Origin of the sequence: Streptomyces sp. NPDC018947 (genome assembly GCF_044390505.1) — a bacterium.
Taxonomy (GTDB): Bacteria; Actinomycetota; Actinomycetes; order Streptomycetales; family Streptomycetaceae; genus Streptomyces.
Genome location: NZ_JBIRZD010000020.1, coordinates 55,552 through 69,793 on the forward strand (window position 1 = coordinate 55,552; position 14,242 = coordinate 69,793).

12 protein-coding genes are annotated in these 14,242 nt (G+C 73.7%); 4 read left to right on the forward strand and 8 right to left on the reverse strand.

The genetic code is table 11. The features are described 5' to 3' along the window. Positions 1-186 precede the first annotated feature (186 nt). Positions 187-564: an STAS domain-containing protein gene (locus ACH499_RS30695; protein WP_356205460.1), complete on the reverse strand. Its 378-nt coding sequence runs from the start codon at positions 562-564 to the stop codon at positions 187-189. A 239-nt stretch (positions 565-803) separates the two neighbouring features. On the opposite strand from ACH499_RS30695, the gene ACH499_RS30700 reads away from it, so the two are divergent. Continuing rightward, positions 804-1,727, forward strand: coding sequence for an RNA polymerase sigma factor SigF (locus tag ACH499_RS30700; protein WP_356205461.1), 924 nt, complete (start codon positions 804-806; stop codon positions 1,725-1,727). A 238-nt stretch (positions 1,728-1,965) separates the two neighbouring features. On the opposite strand, the gene hutI is transcribed toward ACH499_RS30700, so the two are convergent. From hutI to hutU, 4 genes are read right to left on the reverse strand one after another with little or no spacing between them, the layout of a single operon-like run. Then, on the reverse strand, positions 1,966-3,141 hold the full coding sequence (gene hutI, locus ACH499_RS30705) for an imidazolonepropionase (protein WP_356205462.1): 1,176 nt from the start codon (positions 3,139-3,141) through the stop codon (positions 1,966-1,968). A 38-nt stretch (positions 3,142-3,179) separates the two neighbouring features. Next, a complete protein-coding gene (locus ACH499_RS30710; RefSeq protein WP_399019944.1) occupies positions 3,180-4,523 on the reverse strand; it encodes a formimidoylglutamate deiminase in 1,344 nt (447 codons plus the stop codon). Next, on the reverse strand, positions 4,520-5,737 hold the full coding sequence (locus ACH499_RS30715; RefSeq protein WP_356205464.1) for an allantoate amidohydrolase: 1,218 nt from the start codon (positions 5,735-5,737) through the stop codon (positions 4,520-4,522). The genes ACH499_RS30710 and ACH499_RS30715 overlap by 4 nt, the downstream gene beginning before the upstream one ends. Further along, positions 5,734-7,461 carry a urocanate hydratase gene (hutU, locus tag ACH499_RS30720; RefSeq protein WP_399019946.1) on the reverse strand — a complete coding sequence of 576 codons (1,728 nt, stop codon included), beginning with the start codon at positions 7,459-7,461 and terminating at the stop codon, positions 5,734-5,736. Before hutU ends, ACH499_RS30715 begins: the two co-directional genes overlap by 4 nt. 162 nt (positions 7,462-7,623) lie before the next feature. Here hutU and ACH499_RS30725 point away from each other — a divergent pair, with 162 nt between their 5' ends. Beyond that, on the forward strand, positions 7,624-9,027 hold the full coding sequence (locus ACH499_RS30725; protein WP_399019949.1) for a diaminopimelate decarboxylase: 1,404 nt from the start codon (positions 7,624-7,626) through the stop codon (positions 9,025-9,027). A gap of 70 nt (positions 9,028-9,097) precedes the next feature. On the opposite strand, the gene ACH499_RS30730 is transcribed toward ACH499_RS30725, so the two are convergent. Both ACH499_RS30730 and ACH499_RS30735 read right to left on the reverse strand, forming a co-directional pair. Further along, positions 9,098-9,682: a hypothetical protein gene (locus ACH499_RS30730; RefSeq protein WP_356205467.1), complete on the reverse strand. Its 585-nt coding sequence runs from the start codon at positions 9,680-9,682 to the stop codon at positions 9,098-9,100. A 114-nt stretch (positions 9,683-9,796) separates the two neighbouring features. After that, on the reverse strand, positions 9,797-10,648 hold the full coding sequence (locus ACH499_RS30735; RefSeq protein WP_356205468.1) for a MurR/RpiR family transcriptional regulator: 852 nt from the start codon (positions 10,646-10,648) through the stop codon (positions 9,797-9,799). 164 nt (positions 10,649-10,812) lie between these two features. Between ACH499_RS30735 and ACH499_RS30740 the strand changes: the two genes are divergently transcribed. Further along, on the forward strand, positions 10,813-11,244 hold the full coding sequence (locus ACH499_RS30740; protein WP_399019952.1) for a hypothetical protein: 432 nt from the start codon (positions 10,813-10,815) through the stop codon (positions 11,242-11,244). Between the two features lie 348 nt (positions 11,245-11,592). Here ACH499_RS30740 and ACH499_RS30745 read toward each other — a convergent pair whose 3' ends face one another. Next, the gene (locus tag ACH499_RS30745) at positions 11,593-12,981 is read right to left on the reverse strand and encodes a cystathionine beta-synthase (protein WP_356205470.1); all 1,389 of its coding nucleotides are present in this window, start codon (positions 12,979-12,981) and stop codon (positions 11,593-11,595) included. Between the two features lie 208 nt (positions 12,982-13,189). Here ACH499_RS30745 and ACH499_RS30750 point away from each other — a divergent pair, with 208 nt between their 5' ends. Then, complete coding sequence (locus tag ACH499_RS30750; RefSeq protein ID WP_356205471.1) at positions 13,190-14,218, forward strand: SGNH/GDSL hydrolase family protein; 1,029 nt, start codon at positions 13,190-13,192, stop codon at positions 14,216-14,218. Positions 14,219-14,242 lie beyond the last annotated feature (24 nt).

The following is a 14,242-nucleotide window of genomic DNA, read 5'->3' on the forward strand; positions in this document are numbered from 1 at the left end:
CGCTTCACCTCACCGATTCACCAGTTCATGTTTCAACGTCGTTCTCAGTCACAGTCGCAGTCAGGGTGTCTCCTGCCCGACCGGACCGGTGGAACACCCCTGTATTCGCCACGAAACACGGGGCAGGGTGAGAACGCCGGCACCTGAGGCCGCGCGAGACCCGCCGCCGCGCCCGAGGGCGCCGGTTCAGTCGGACTCGTCGGACAGGGCCGCCTCGAGCGTGTCGTGGAGGGTGAAGACCGCCTCGGCCCCCGTGATCTCGAACACGCGCGCCACCACCGGCTGCATCCCGACGAGATGTACGCCACCCCCCGCGGCCTCGGCCTTCAACCGTGCGCCCAGCAGGACGTTGAGTCCCGTGGAGTCGCAGAACTCCAGGCGCGAACAGTCGACGACGAGCCGGCTGAATCCCTTGGCGAGGCACTCCTCGAGTGGCTCGCGCAACAGATCGGCGGTGTGGTGATCCAGCTCACCCGCCGGGGTCACGACGGCACTGGGGCCTTCTTCGCGCACCTCGACCAGAAGCCGGCCCGACTGTGCGCTGCCGACCGTCCCGCGGTCCATGCCGTCTCTCTCTCCCGACGTCGTGACTGCTGCTGACGCCCTCGAACACTACGCCTTCCCACGGCACTCCGACACCCGAACAACCGCACACAAACGGACATACCCGCACAGAACACACTTGCGGTGGGCTCGGTAAACCCGGTAGGGCTAGTAGGAACACGTAACCGACACGGCCGGCTTTGGAGGCGCCGCACACCGCAGTGCACGCAATTGGCTTCGGCAGCCGTATGCCGAGAACGATGGAGGACATCATGTCACCCCGGCTCGACGGATCGCGTACCCGGAATGCGACGTCGACACCCCCTCCGGAACATCTGGATCCCATCGAGCACCTTGAGGCGGGCGTCGAGCACGACGCCCTCGCCGGGCTTCCGGACATCCCCGCCTACGACGAGGTGGCTCCGGCCGACGCCCGAGCCCTCTCCAAGACCCTCTTCGCGCGGCTTGAGTCGCTGGAGGAAGGCACCCACGAGTACGCGTACGTACGCAACACGCTCGTCGAGCTGAACCTCGCCCTGGTCAAGTTCGCCGCCTCCCGCTTCCGCTCCCGCAGCGAGCCGATGGAGGACATCATCCAGGTCGGCACCATCGGCCTGATCAAGGCGATCGACCGCTTCGAGATGTCGCGCGGGGTCGAGTTCCCCACGTTCGCGATGCCTACCATCATCGGCGAGATCAAGCGCTTCTTCCGCGACACCTCGTGGTCCGTGCGGGTCCCGCGCCGCCTCCAGGAGCTGCGGCTCGACCTGGCCAAGGCCGGCGACGAACTGGCCCAGCGGCTCGACCGCGCCCCGACCGTCTCCGAGCTGGCCGAGCACCTCGGCCTGTCCAGGGACGAGGTCGTCGAGGGCATGGCCGCGTCCAACGCCTACACCGCCTCCTCGCTGGACGCCCAGCCGGAGGAGGACGACTCCGAGGGCGCCCTCGCCGACCGCATCGGCTACGAGGACAACGGACTCGAGGGCATCGAGTACGTCGAGTCGCTCAAGCCGCTGATCGCCGAACTGCCGCCGCGGGACCGGAAGATCCTGTCCCTGCGCTTCGTGGCGGGCATGACCCAGTCGGAGATCGGCGAGGAACTGGGCATCTCGCAGATGCACGTGTCCCGGCTGCTGTCGCGGACGCTGGTACGGCTGCGCAAGGGGCTCACGGTCGAGGAGTGATCCTCACCGCGTGACGCTTGTCCTCCAGGGGGCGGCCCGGGACCGGGCCGCCCCCTTCGGGTCCCGCGCCTCCTGTCACCCGCGGGAACTCTTTCCTCCCGCGTCCTTCCCCCACTACGGGCCACCCCTACCGGCCGGCAGGTCGACCGGTGCCCGCGGTGGCACGGGGCGCGAGGAGGCGGACGGACCAGCTCCGGCGGGCCGTCCCCGCCGTCCGGGCGGGCGGCGGGGACGGGCGTCAGGCCACGCGTACGCCGCGCCGCCACACCTCCTCGACCAGGGGAACGCCGGGCCGGTAGGCCAGGTGTACGTGGCTGGGGGCGTCGAGGAGGATCAGGTCGGCGCGGGCGCCCGGCGTGATGCGGCCGATGTCGTCGCGGCGCAGGGCGGCGGCGCCTCCCGCGGTGGCCGACCAGACCGCCTCGTCCGGCGTCATCCCCATGTCCCGTACGGCGAGCGCGATGCAGAACGGCACGGAGGACGTGAAGGACGATCCGGGGTTGCAGTCGGTGGACAGGGCGACCGTGGCGCCCGCGTCCAGCAGGCGGCGGGCGTCGGGCCACGCGGCGCGGGTGGAGAACTCGGCGCCGGGCAGCAGCGTGGCGACCGTGCGGCTGCCCGCGAGGGCGTCCACGTCGGCGTCGGTGAGGTGGGTGCAGTGGTCGGCGCTGGCGGCGTCCAGCTCGACGGCCAGTTGCACACCGGGTCCGTAGGTGAGCTGGTTGGCGTGGACGCGGGGGTGCAGGCCCTTGGCCCGGCCGGCGGTGAGGATGGCGCGGGCCTGGTCGCCGTCGAAGGCGCCCTTCTCGCAGAACACGTCGATCCAGCGGGCGTGCGGGGCGCAGGCGTCGAGCATCTCTCCGGTGACGAGGGCGACGTAGGCGGCCGGGTCGTCGGCGAGTTCGGGGGCGACGATGTGGGCGCCGAGGAACGTCACCTCGTCGGTGTGGCGGGCGGCGATGCGCAGGGCGCGGGACTCGTCGGCGGTGGTCAGGCCGTAGCCGGACTTGGTCTCGAAGGTGGTGGTGCCCTGGCGCAGGGCCTCCGCGAGGTAGCGGGTGAGGCCCGCCTCCAGTTCCTCGTCGCTCGCGGCGCGGGTGGCGGCGACCGTGGTGCGGATGCCGCCCGCGCTGTAGGGGCGGCCGGACATGCGGGCGTTGAACTCCTCGGTGCGGTCGCCCGCGAAGAGGAGGTGGGAGTGCGAGTCGACGAAGCCGGGCAGGACGGCCCGGCCGCCGGCGTCGACCCGGTTGTCGGCGGCGGGTGCTTCGCCTGATCCACCGGTCCACGCGACGCGGTCGCCCTCGATGACGACGGCCGCGTCCCGGACCAGTCCGAGGGGGGAGTTGTCGCCGAGGGAGGGGTCGTTGGTGACCAGCGTGGCGATGTTGGTGATGACGGTGCTGGTGCTCATGGTGTCCGGGACATCCTCGTGGGGGCGGGGGCGGGGGGTCATGCGCGCAGGGCTTCCACGGCCCGCGCGAGGGCCTGCGGTACGTCGGGGACGAGGGCGTGCGCCCCGTCGCGTACGACGTGCCGTCCGCCCACGATCGTGTGCCGTACGTCCGCCGCGGTCGCCGCGAACACGGCCGTCTCGGCGCCGAGCCGGGGCAGCGGGCCCGCTGTCCTGACCGAGTCCAGCGCGATCGTGGTGAGGTCGGCGCGGGCGCCCGTCTCGATGCGGCCGGTGTCGTCCCAGCCGAGGGCGGCGTGGCCGTCGGCGGTGGCGGCGCGCAGCAGGGCGGCGGCGGTCCAGTGGCCGCGGGTGCGGGTGCGCAGGCGCTCGTTCAGCTCCAGGGCGCGCGCCTCTTCCAGCAGGTCGACGACGGCGTGGCTGTCGGAGCCGAGGCAGAGCGGGGAGCCGGCGGCCTGGAGCGCGGGGGCGGGGCCGATGCCGTCGGCGAGGTCCCGTTCGGTGGTCGGGCACATGCAGGTGCCGGTGCGGCTGCCGCCGAGCAGGGCGATGTCCTCGTCGGTGAGGTGCGTGTTGTGGACGCCGGTGGTGCGGGGGCCGAGCACGCCGTGGTCGGCGAGGAGCCGGGTGGGGGTGCGTCCGTGGGCTCGCAGGCACGCCTCGTTCTCGACGGTCTGCTCCGACAGGTGCACGTGCAGCGGGGCCCGCCGCTCCGCGGCCCAGTCCGCCACGGTCGCCAACTGTCCGGCGGGCACGGCCCGTACGGAGTGGATCGCGGCTCCGATCCGCGCGTGGTCCCGTTCCCGGAGAAGGGAACAGCGTTCGGCCCAGGCGTCGGCCGTGCCGTCCGAGAAGCGGAGCTGGTGGGCGTTGGGGCGCTCGCCGAAGCCGGAGGACAGGTAGCAGGTGTCGAGGAGGGTGATGCGGATGCCGGCGTCGGCGGCGGCCTCGATCAGGGCCTCGCCCATCGCGTTGGGGTCGGCGTAGGGGGTGCCGTCCGGGGCGTGGTGGACGTAGTGGAACTCGCCGACCGCGGTGACGCCGGCGAGCGCCATCTCGGCGTAGACCGCGCGGGCGAGGTCGCGGTAGGTGTCGGGGTCCAGCCGGTCCGCGACGGAGTACATGACCTCGCGCCAGGTCCAGAAGGTGCCGGAGCCGACCTGGACGGTGCCGCGCAGGGCGCGGTGGAAGGCGTGCGAGTGCGCGTTGGCGAGGCCGGGCAGGGTCAGGCCGCGCAGCACCTCGGCGCCGGGCGGCGGCGCGGGGGTGCCGGTGCGGACGGCGGCGACGCGGCCGTCGCGCACGTCCACGGCGACGCCCGGCTCGGCGTGGGTGCCGAGCCAGGCGTGCTCCAGCCAGTACGTCCGTGCGGTGGTCGTCACGTGCGGGCCAGCCCTTCCAGTACGTCGGCGAGTGCCGTCACCCCGGCCACGCAGTCGTCCTCGGTCGCGGATTCGGCCGGGGAGTGCGAGACGCCGGTGGGGTTGCGTACGAACAGCATGGCGGTCGGAACGCGTCCGGAGAGGATCCCGGCGTCGTGTCCGGCGCCGGTGCCGAGGACGGGGACCGACAGCTCGGTGTCGTGGCCGAGGATGCGGGCCAGTTCGTCGCGCAGGGCGTGGTCGAACTCCACGACCGGCGTGAAGGACTCGCGGACGACGTCGAGGTCCACGCCGTGGGCGGCGGCGTACTCGCGGGCGGCCTTCTCGATGCCGGTGACCACGGTGTCCAGGCTCGCCTGGTCGGCGGCGCGGGAGTCGAGCCAGCCGCGCACCAGGGACGGGATCGCGTTGACGCCGTTCGGCTCGACGGCGATCTTGCCGAAGGTGGCGACGGCACCGGCGAGTTCGGCCTCGCGGCGGGCGGCGAGGACGGTCTCGGCGTAGGACGGCATGGGGTCGCGCCGGTCGGCGAGGCGGGTGGTCCCGGCGTGGTTGGCCTCGCCCCGGAAGTCGAACCGCCAGCGTCCGTGCGGCCAGATGGCGGACGCGATGCCGATGCGGTCGCCGGACAGGTCGAGGGCGCGGCCCTGCTCGACGTGGAGCTCGACGAACGCGCCGATGCGGGCGAGCCGTTCGGGGTCGGGGCCGATGGCGTCGGGGTCGTACCCGGCGGCCTCCATGGCCTCGGGCAGGGTGATCCCGTCGGCGTCGGTGAGGCGCCGGGCGTCCTCGGCGGTGAGCGCGCCCGCGGTGAGCCGGGAGCCGACGCAGGCGAGGCCGAAGCGGGCCCCCTCCTCGTCGCCGAAGTTGACGATGCCGAGGGGCCTGGTGAACCGGGCTCCCCTCGCGCGCAGTTCGTCCAGGGCGGCGAAGGCGGAGACCACGCCGAGGGGGCCGTCGAAGGCACCGCCGTCGGGCACGGAGTCCAGGTGGGACCCGGTGACGACCGCGTTCCCGGCGGCCGGGTCGCCGAGCCAGGCCCACTGGTTGCCGTTGCGGTCGACCTCGTGGGTCAGTCCGCGTGCCTCGGCCTGCTGCCGGAACCAGGCCCGGCAGTCGGCGTCGGCGCCGGTCCAGGCGAACCTGCGGTAGCCGCCGGAGGCGGAGCTGCGGCCGACCGGCAGCAGCTCCGCCCACATGCTGTGGAAGCTCACGCGCCGTCACCCTCGCGGCCCTCGCGCATGGGCACCCGCACGCCCCGCTCCCCGGCGACGGACTCGGCGATGTCGTACCCGGCGTCGACGTGCCGGATGACGCCCATGCCGGGGTCGTTGGTGAGGACCCGGCGGATCTTCTCCCCGGCCAGCGCGGTGCCGTCGGCGACGGTGACCTGCCCGGCGTGGATCGAGCGGCCCATGCCGACGCCGCCGCCGTGGTGGAGGGAGACCCAGGAGGCGCCGGAGGCCACGTTGACCATGGCGTTGAGCAGCGGCCAGTCGGCGATGGCGTCGGAGCCGTCGAGCATGGCCTCGGTCTCGCGGTACGGGGAGGCGACGGAGCCGCAGTCCAGGTGGTCGCGGCCGATCACGATCGGCGCGGCCAGTTCACCGCTCGCGACCATGTCGTTGAAGCGCTCGCCGGCCTTGTCGCGCTCGCCGTAGCCGAGCCAGCAGATGCGGGCGGGCAGGCCCTGGAAGTGGACGCGTTCGCCGGCCATTTTGATCCAGCGGGCCAGGGACTCGTTCTCCGGGAAGAGGTCGAGGATCGCCTTGTCGGTCTTGGCGATGTCGGCGGGGTCTCCGGACAGGGCCGCCCAGCGGAAGGGGCCCTTGCCCTCGCAGAACAGGGGGCGGATGTAGGCGGGGACGAAGCCGGGGAAGGCGAACGCGCGGTCGTAGCCGGCGAGCTGGGCCTCGCCGCGGATGGAGTTGCCGTAGTCGAAGACCTCGGCGCCGGCGTCCTGGAAGCCGACCATGGCCTCGACGTGCCGGGCCATGGACTCGCGGGCGCGGGTGGTGAAGCCGGCCGGGTCCTTGGCGGCGGCGTCGGCCATGTCCTCGAAGGCGATCCCGACGGGGAGGTAGGCCAGCGGGTCGTGGGCCGAGGTCTGGTCGGTGACGATGTCGATCGGCGCGCCCATGGCGAGGAGCTGCGGGACCAGCTCGGCGGCGTTGCCGAGGACGCCGATGGACAGCGGCTCGCGCCGGTCGCGGGCCTCGGTGGCGAGCTGGAGCGCGTGGTCGAGGGAGTCGGCCCGCACGTCGAGGTAGCGGTGCTCGATGCGGCGGTCGATGGCGCGCGGGTCGCAGTCGACGCAGATCGCCACGCCGTCGTTCATGGTGACGGCGAGGGGCTGGGCGCCGCCCATGCCGCCGAGGCCGGCGGTGAGGGTGATCGTCCCGGCGAGGGTGCCGCCGAACTTCTTCGCGGCGACGGCGGCGAAGGTCTCGTAGGTGCCCTGGAGGATGCCCTGGGTGCCGATGTAGATCCAGGAGCCCGCGGTCATCTGCCCGTACATGGTCAGGCCGAGGGCCTCCAGGCGGCGGAACTCCTCCCAGTTCGCCCAGTCGCCGACGAGGTTGGAGTTGGCGATCAGGACGCGCGGCGCCCACTCGTGGGTCTGCATGACACCGACGGGGCGGCCGGACTGGACGAGCATCGTCTCGTCCTGCTTGAGGGTCTTCAGGGTGCGGACCATGGCGTCGAAGGAGCGCCAGTCGCGGGCGGCCTTGCCGGTGCCGCCGTAGACGACGAGCTTGTCGGGGTGCTCGGCGACCTCGGGGTCGAGGTTGTTCTGCAGCATCCGCAGGGCGGCCTCCTGCTGCCAGCCCAGGGCGCTCGGCTGCGTACCGCGTGGCGCTCGGACGGGACCAGGAGGCGGCCCGTAGGGCCTCGGTTGAGGGCGGTGGCGGGAGACGGGCGGGCGGGGTCCGGACATGGTCTGCCTCCTGGTGGCTTGCTCCCGGCGGATGAGTACTGCGGATATTCATATCCTGCTCACCTGAATAGAACTAGTCAATACGGCCGTGTCCCGGCACGAGCGCGTCGCAGGTGTTTGGCTGGAGCGCGTCGGTCAGGCAGCGAGGGGACGGAGGAGCACATGAGTGACGGCACGGACGGGACCGGCGCCCTCGGCGGCAGCGGGGCCCGGCGGGCGGCACGGCGGGACGAGGCGGTGCGGGCGGCCCTGGAGCAGGGGCTGCTCGGACCCGGCGCCCCGATCGCCGGGCTGCTGGACGTCACCGGGATCCGGGAGTCGGCGGCGGAACTGCGTGCGGCGTTCGAGGCGGTGACGGCGCCCGGAACGCCCGTGCTGCACGCCTTCGCCGTGAAGGCGACGCCGCTGGTGCCGGTGCTGCGGCTGCTCGACCAGGAGGGCATCGGGGCGGAGGTGGCGAGCCCGGGCGAGCTGGCGCTGGCGCGGGCGGCGGGGGTGCCGGCGGAGCGCACGGTGCTGGACTCGCCCGCCAAGACGCCGGGCGAGCTGCGCGAGGCGCTGTCGCTGGGCATCGCCGTCAACGCGGACAACCCGCAGGAGCTGGAGCGCGTCGACGCCCTGATGGCGTCCGGGACGACGACCCGCTCCCCCCTCGGCATCCGGGTGAATCCGCAGATCGGCGGGGGCTCCATCGAGGCGCTCTCGACGGCCACGGCGACCTCCAAGTTCGGCGTGGCGCTGCGCGACGAGGGGGCGCGCGAGTGGGTCGTACGGGCGTACCTGGACCGGCCGTGGCTGACCCGGCTGCACGCGCACACCGGGTCGCAGGGCATCCCGCTGGCCCTGATGGCCGAGGGCGTGGCCGAGGCGTACGCGCTCGCCGAGGAGATCAACGGGCGGGCCGGGCGCCGGCAGGTGGACACGCTCGACATCGGCGGCGGGCTGCCGGTGAACTTCGCCTCCGAGGAGACGACGCCGACGTACGCGCAGTACGCGCGTGTGCTGCGGGAGGCGGTGCCGGGGCTGTTCGACGGGCGGTACGGGCTGGTCACCGAGTTCGGGCGGTCGCTGCTGGCGGAGCACGGCACGGTGGTGGCGCGCGTGGAGTACGCCAAGAGCGCCGGGGGGCGGCCGGTCGCGGTCACGCACGCGGGCGTGCAGGTGGCGACGCGGACGGTGTACGCCCCCGAGGCGTGGCCGCTGCGGATCGCCGCGTACAGCGGCAAGGGGCTGCCGAAGGAGGGGCCCGCCGTGGTGCAGGACGTGGCCGGGCCCGCGTGCTTCGCGGGCGACCTGCTGGCGACGGCGCGGGAGCTGCCGCTGCTGGAGCAGGGCGACTACGTGGCGGCCCTGGACACGGGTGCGTACTACTTCGCGCACCACTACGCCTACAACTCCCTCGCGCGGCCCGGCATTTACGGGTTCGTGGCGTCGGGCGCCGGCGGCGTCGCCTTCGCGCCCGTGCGCCGGCCCCAGGAGATCGAGGAGATCGTGGCCGAGGCGGGCGGGGAGCACGCCGACGCGCTGACCGGCGTCCTTCGCCGTGAGGGCCCGGGGGGTTCGTAGGCCACGCCCCGAAGCCGCCGGGCGCGGCGGTTCCCGGTGCCCTCGCGGAGGGCCCGGGAGCCGCCGCCGGTCAGACCAGTGCCGCCGCCTTGCGCCTGGCGCCGCCGGGGGCCGCGTCACCCGCCGCGATGCCGGTGCCGCGGTAGGCCCTGACGGCCTTGCCCGCCGGGCGGCCGGCGGCGCGGTCGAGCCAGTCCACGCGGACCCACAGCAGGGCGTCGTCCGCCTCCTCGCGGCGGCCGATCCAGGCCGACTTCAGCCACAGGCCCACCCCGCAGCCGGCCATCAGCAGCCCGGCCGCCGCGGGCACCGCGAAGGCGCTGCCGACGGCGGCGAGGAAGGCGAGCAGCAGCCACCAGCGGTGCCCCCGGCGCCAGTTGCGGACGGTCACCGCGCGGTCCTGGAGCACGTCGTGCTTGCCCGCGCGGGCGGCCGAGGCGGACAGGGCGGAGTACCGCTTGCGGCGCACGGACGCCACGACGGCCACCGCCACGACGAACAGCGCCGCGCCGGCCAGTACCCCGATCCGGCGTCCGGTCAGGCCCGGCACCAGCGTCCCGATGCCCGCCGCGAGTACGCCCAGCCACCACAGCGGTGCCGCCCCCGCCCGTACGACGACGGCGACCCGAGCCAGTCCCTGTCCTCCACGCGCCACGTTCCGGCCTCCCGTCCCATGTCCTGTCCGTGCGATGCGTCTGACGGACGTGTCAGGCGCAGCAAGGTAACGGGGCAAGCTGAGACGAGTCTGAGAAGGCGTCGGCCGTCCGCGTCACTCCACGAACAGCCCCCGTGCCGCCGCCTTCGCGTCGAACTCCTCCAGCCGGGCCTGCGCGTCCGGCAGGTCGTCGCACATCGCCTCCAGCAGCACCCGGCCCAGCAGCATCGGCGCGCAGGCCGTGTCGAAGGCGAGGCCCGTGCCGACGGCGGCGGGCAGCAGCAGGTCGGACACCTTGGCGACCGGCGCGAAGGCGGAGTCGGCGACGGTCACCACCAGGAGCCCCGCCTCCTTGGCGTGGGCGAGCGTGTCGACGACCTCGCGCGGATGCCGGGGCAGGGCGAAGCAGAGCAGTGCGCTCGCCCCGGCGCGGACGGCGGCGTCGATGCGGTCGTGGATCATCGTGCCGCCCTCGTTGAGGAGGCGGACGTCGGGGTGGACCTTGGCGGCGAAGTAGGCGAAGCCGTGCGCCTGGGCGGCCGCGGCCCGCAGCCCGAGGACCGGCAGCGGCCGGCTGCCCGCGAGGACCCGGCCCGCCTCCCGCACCGGCCCGGGGTCGGCCAGCGCCTCCGCCAGGTGCCGCAGGTTGGCGATCTCGGCCTCCACGGCCTGCTGGTACTCGTTGCAGGAGCCGGTGTCCGCGGCCGGTTCCACGGGGGCGACCTCGCGCAGATGGCGGCGCAGCGCCGGGTAGCCGTCGAAGCCGAGGGCGACGGCGAACCGGGTCACGGACGGCTGGCTGACCCCGGCCAGGTCGGCCAGTTCCACGCTGGACAGGAAGGGCACGTCGGACGCGCGCCGCACCATGCTGTGCGCGATGCGCCGCTGGGTCGGCGTCAGCCGGTGCCCCTCGAAGAGCGCCTGCAGCCGTGCGGCCGGGCTGTCGCTCCCGCCGGTCCCGCTCATCCCGTGCTCCCCCTCGACCTATTCACGCCGCGATTTCTGCATACCGTTATACAGCGAGCGCCCCTCCCGGCGCCGCGAGCGCTCCTCCCCCGCAGCCACCCCCCGCCCGGAAACGGGGGCTAACCCCAGTGCCGGGGCCGCCCCGGCTCCCTACCGTGGGGACCATGACGGGAATGGACGGGCGGGACACCGAACTCAAGAAGGAACTCGACGCCACCCTGCAGACCCGCAGGGAGCTGGGCGAGGAGTACGAGTCCGCGCTGGTCGACTCGTTCCTGGAGAAGGTCGATCAGCGCATCGACGGCGCGGTGGAGCGCCGGGTGCGCAGGCACCTCGCCGAGCAGCAGATGACGGCGGCCCGGGACAGCCGGACGCCGAGGCCGACGGACTCCTTCGGTGAGCGCTTCGGCTTCGGCATCGTGTCGCTGGTCCTCGCCGTGCCGCTCTCCGGGATCGGCGGCGGCGTCGCCGGCCTTTCCGGACTGCTGGTCACCTGGGCGGGCGTCGTCGCGGTGAACGTCGTCCAGGCGGCCCGCACCCGTCCGGGGCTCTTCGGGCGCCGCCGGCCGCACCAGGGGGACGGCCTCGACGACTGAGCCGCGCCGGCCCGCCGCACGGGTGGTGCGACGGGCCGGGCAGGACTGCGCGGGGACCGCCGCACCCCCGTCACCGGGGGGCGGGACGACGACGGTCCCCGCGGGGGACGCGGCGCCGGGCCTCACGGCCGGGGCGGCGCGTCCATGGCGTCGGTGGAGGTCCGGGAGCCGCTCCGGAAGGTCCGTGACGCCGTTCGGTGCCGGCCGGAACGGGGAGCCGCTCCCGTCCCGCCGACATCCCTCACTCTGCCGGACCCGTGTTAAGCGTGTGCTGCGCGGACATGACGCGTGCGTACCGCTTCCGCGAAGCCGCGAAGATCACCGGGCCCGGCGGTGCCCCGTCGTCCCCTACTTGCCGCCCTTGGCCAGGAACGCCAGCAGGTCCTGACGGCTCACCACACCGGTCGGCTTGCCCTCGACCAGGACGATCGCCGCGTCGGCCGAGCCGAGCACGGACATCAGGTCGGCGACCGGCTCACCGGAGCCGACCTGCGGCAGCGGGTCCGACATGTGCTTCTCCAGCGGGTCCTCCAGCGAGGCGCGCTTGGCGAACAGGGCGTCCAGCAGCTCGCGTTCCACGACCGAGCCGACGACCTCGGCGGCCATCACGTCCGGGTGGCCGGCGCCGGGCTTGACGATCGGCATCTGCGAGACGCCGTACTCGCGCAGCACCTCGATGGCCTGGCCGACGGTCTCGTCCGGGTGCATGTGGACGAGGGAGGGGATGGCGCCGTGCTCCTTGTCGTTCAGGACGTCGCCGACGCGGGCGCTGGGGCCGGCGTCCTCCAGGAAGCCGTAGTCGGCCATCCACTCGTCGTTGAAGATCTTGCTGAGGTAGCCGCGTCCGCTGTCCGGCAGCAGGACGACCACCACGTCGTCCTCGCCGAGCCGCTCGGCCACCTCCAGCGCCGCGACCACGGCCATGCCGCAGGAGCCGCCCACCAGCAGGCCCTCCTCCTTGGCGAGGCGGCGGGTCATCTGGAAGGAGTCCTTGTCGGAGACGGCGACGATCTCGTCCGCGACGGTCCGGTCGTACGCGGTCGGCCAGAAGTCCTCACCGACGCCCTCGACGAGGTACGGGCGTCCGGAGCCGCCGGAGTACACCGAGCCCTCGGGGTCCGCGCCGATCACCTTCACCCGGCCGTCGCTGGCCTCCTTCAGGTAGCGCCCGGTGCCGGAGATGGTGCCGCCGGTGCCGACGCCCGCGACGAAGTGGGTGATCTTCCCCTCCGTCTGCTCCCACAGCTCGGGGCCGGTCGAGTGGTAGTGGGAGAGCGGGTTGTTCGGGTTGGAGTACTGGTCCGGCTTCCAGGCGCCCGGCGTCTCGCGGACCAGGCGGTCGGAGACGTTGTAGTAGGAGTCCGGGTGCTCCGGGTCGACGGCCGTCGGGCAGACCACGACCTCGGCGCCGTAGGCGCGCAGCACGTTGATCTTGTCCGTGGACACCTTGTCGGGGCAGACGAAGATGCACTTGTAGCCCTTCTGCTGGGCCACGATGGCGAGTCCGACGCCCGTGTTGCCGCTGGTGGGCTCGACGATCGTGCCGCCGGGCTTCAGCGCCCCGCTCTGCTCGGCCGCCTCGATCATGCGCAAGGCGATGCGGTCCTTGACCGAGCCGCCGGGGTTGAAGTACTCCACCTTGGCCAGGACGGTCGCCCTGATGCCCTTGGTCACGCTGTTGAGCCGCACCAGCGGGGTGTTGCCGACGAGGCTGATCATCGAGTCGTGGAATTGCACCGTGGTCTCCGGATGCCGCAAAAGAGGTGGTCGTGATTGGTTCCGCCAGCCTATGGCCTGCGCGGCGGATTCCGGCCGTCCTCCGGGAGGACGGGGTCCGTAGCTTCGTACCGGCGCTTCACTCCCCCGTTCACTCCCCGTCGAGATTGGGCGACCGTCCGTACGGGGCAAGCAGTGGGTGACGGCTTGAAGGAGGTGGCGGCGACGCATGACGAGCATGTCGAGGGCGAGGGTGGCCCGGCGGATCGCGGCGGGCGCGGCGTACGGCGGCGGCGGGATCGGGCTGGCCGGTGCGGCCACGGTCGGTCTGCTGCTGGCCGAGGTCCAACTGGCCAGGCGCCGGGTGGGCATCGGCACGCCCGACCGGGTGCCGAACGCCGCGGGGCTGTACGGGGGCACGCTGACGGTGGCCGGCGGGACGCCGCTGCGGCTGGTGATGCTGGGCGACTCCACGGCCGCCGGACAGGGCGTGCACCGGGCGGGGCAGACACCGGGCGCGCTGCTGGCGTCGGGGCTGGCGGCGGTGGCCGAGCGGCCGGTGGAGCTGTCCTCGGTCGCGGTGCCGGGGGCGTGCTCGGACGACCTGGACCGGCAGGTCTCGCTGGTGCTGGCCGACCCGGGCCGGGTGCCCGACATCTGCGTGATCATGGTCGGCGCGAACGACGTCACCCACCGCATGCCGGCCACCCGCTCGGTACGGCACCTGTCGGCGGCGGTACGGCGGCTGCGCACGGCGGGCGCGGAGGTGGTGGTCGGCACCTGTCCCGACCTCGGCACGATCGAGCCCGTGCAGCAGCCGCTGCGCTGGCTGGCCCGGCGGGCGTCGCGGCAGCTCGCGGCGGCGCAGACGATCGGGGTCGTGGAGCAGGGCGGACGCACGGTGTCGCTGGGCGACCTGCTGGGCCCGGAGTTCGCGGAGAACCCGCGGGAGCTGTTCGGCCCCGACAACTACCACCCCTCGGCGGAGGGGTACGCCACGGCGGCGATGGCGGTGCTGCCGTCCGTCTGCGCGGCGCTCGGACTGTGGCCCGCGGAGGAGGAGCGTCCCGACGTCGCCCGTCGCGAGGGCTTCCTGCCGGTGGCCCGGGCCGCGGCGGAGGCCGCCGACGAGGCGGGCACGGAGGTCGCCGCGGCGATGCCCACGGGCCCGCGGGGACCGTGGGCCCTGCTCAAGCGCCGACGCCGCCGGCGGCTGTCCGAGACGGAACCGGCGACATCGCCGCAACCGAGGTATTAGAGAGGAGAAGCCACACGCCCGTCG

Bases quoted from the DNA above. Each gene is read 5' to 3' on its own strand.
- ACH499_RS30700 (WP_356205461.1), top strand. From the start codon at position 804: ATGGAGGACATCATGTCACCCCGGCTCGACGGATCGCGTACCCGGAAT.
- ACH499_RS30725 (WP_399019949.1), top strand. From the start codon at position 7,624: ATGAGTGACGGCACGGACGGGACCGGCGCCCTCGGCGGCAGCGGGGCC.
- ACH499_RS30750 (WP_356205471.1), top strand. From the start codon at position 13,190: ATGACGAGCATGTCGAGGGCGAGGGTGGCCCGGCGGATCGCGGCGGGC.
- ACH499_RS30695 (WP_356205460.1), bottom strand. From the start codon at position 564: ATGGACCGCGGGACGGTCGGCAGCGCACAGTCGGGCCGGCTTCTGGTC.
- hutU (WP_399019946.1), bottom strand. From the start codon at position 7,461: ATGTCCGGACCCCGCCCGCCCGTCTCCCGCCACCGCCCTCAACCGAGG.
- ACH499_RS30740 (WP_399019952.1), top strand. From the start codon at position 10,813: ATGACGGGAATGGACGGGCGGGACACCGAACTCAAGAAGGAACTCGAC.
- hutI (WP_356205462.1), bottom strand. From the start codon at position 3,141: ATGAGCACCAGCACCGTCATCACCAACATCGCCACGCTGGTCACCAAC.
- ACH499_RS30735 (WP_356205468.1), bottom strand. From the start codon at position 10,648: ATGAGCGGGACCGGCGGGAGCGACAGCCCGGCCGCACGGCTGCAGGCG.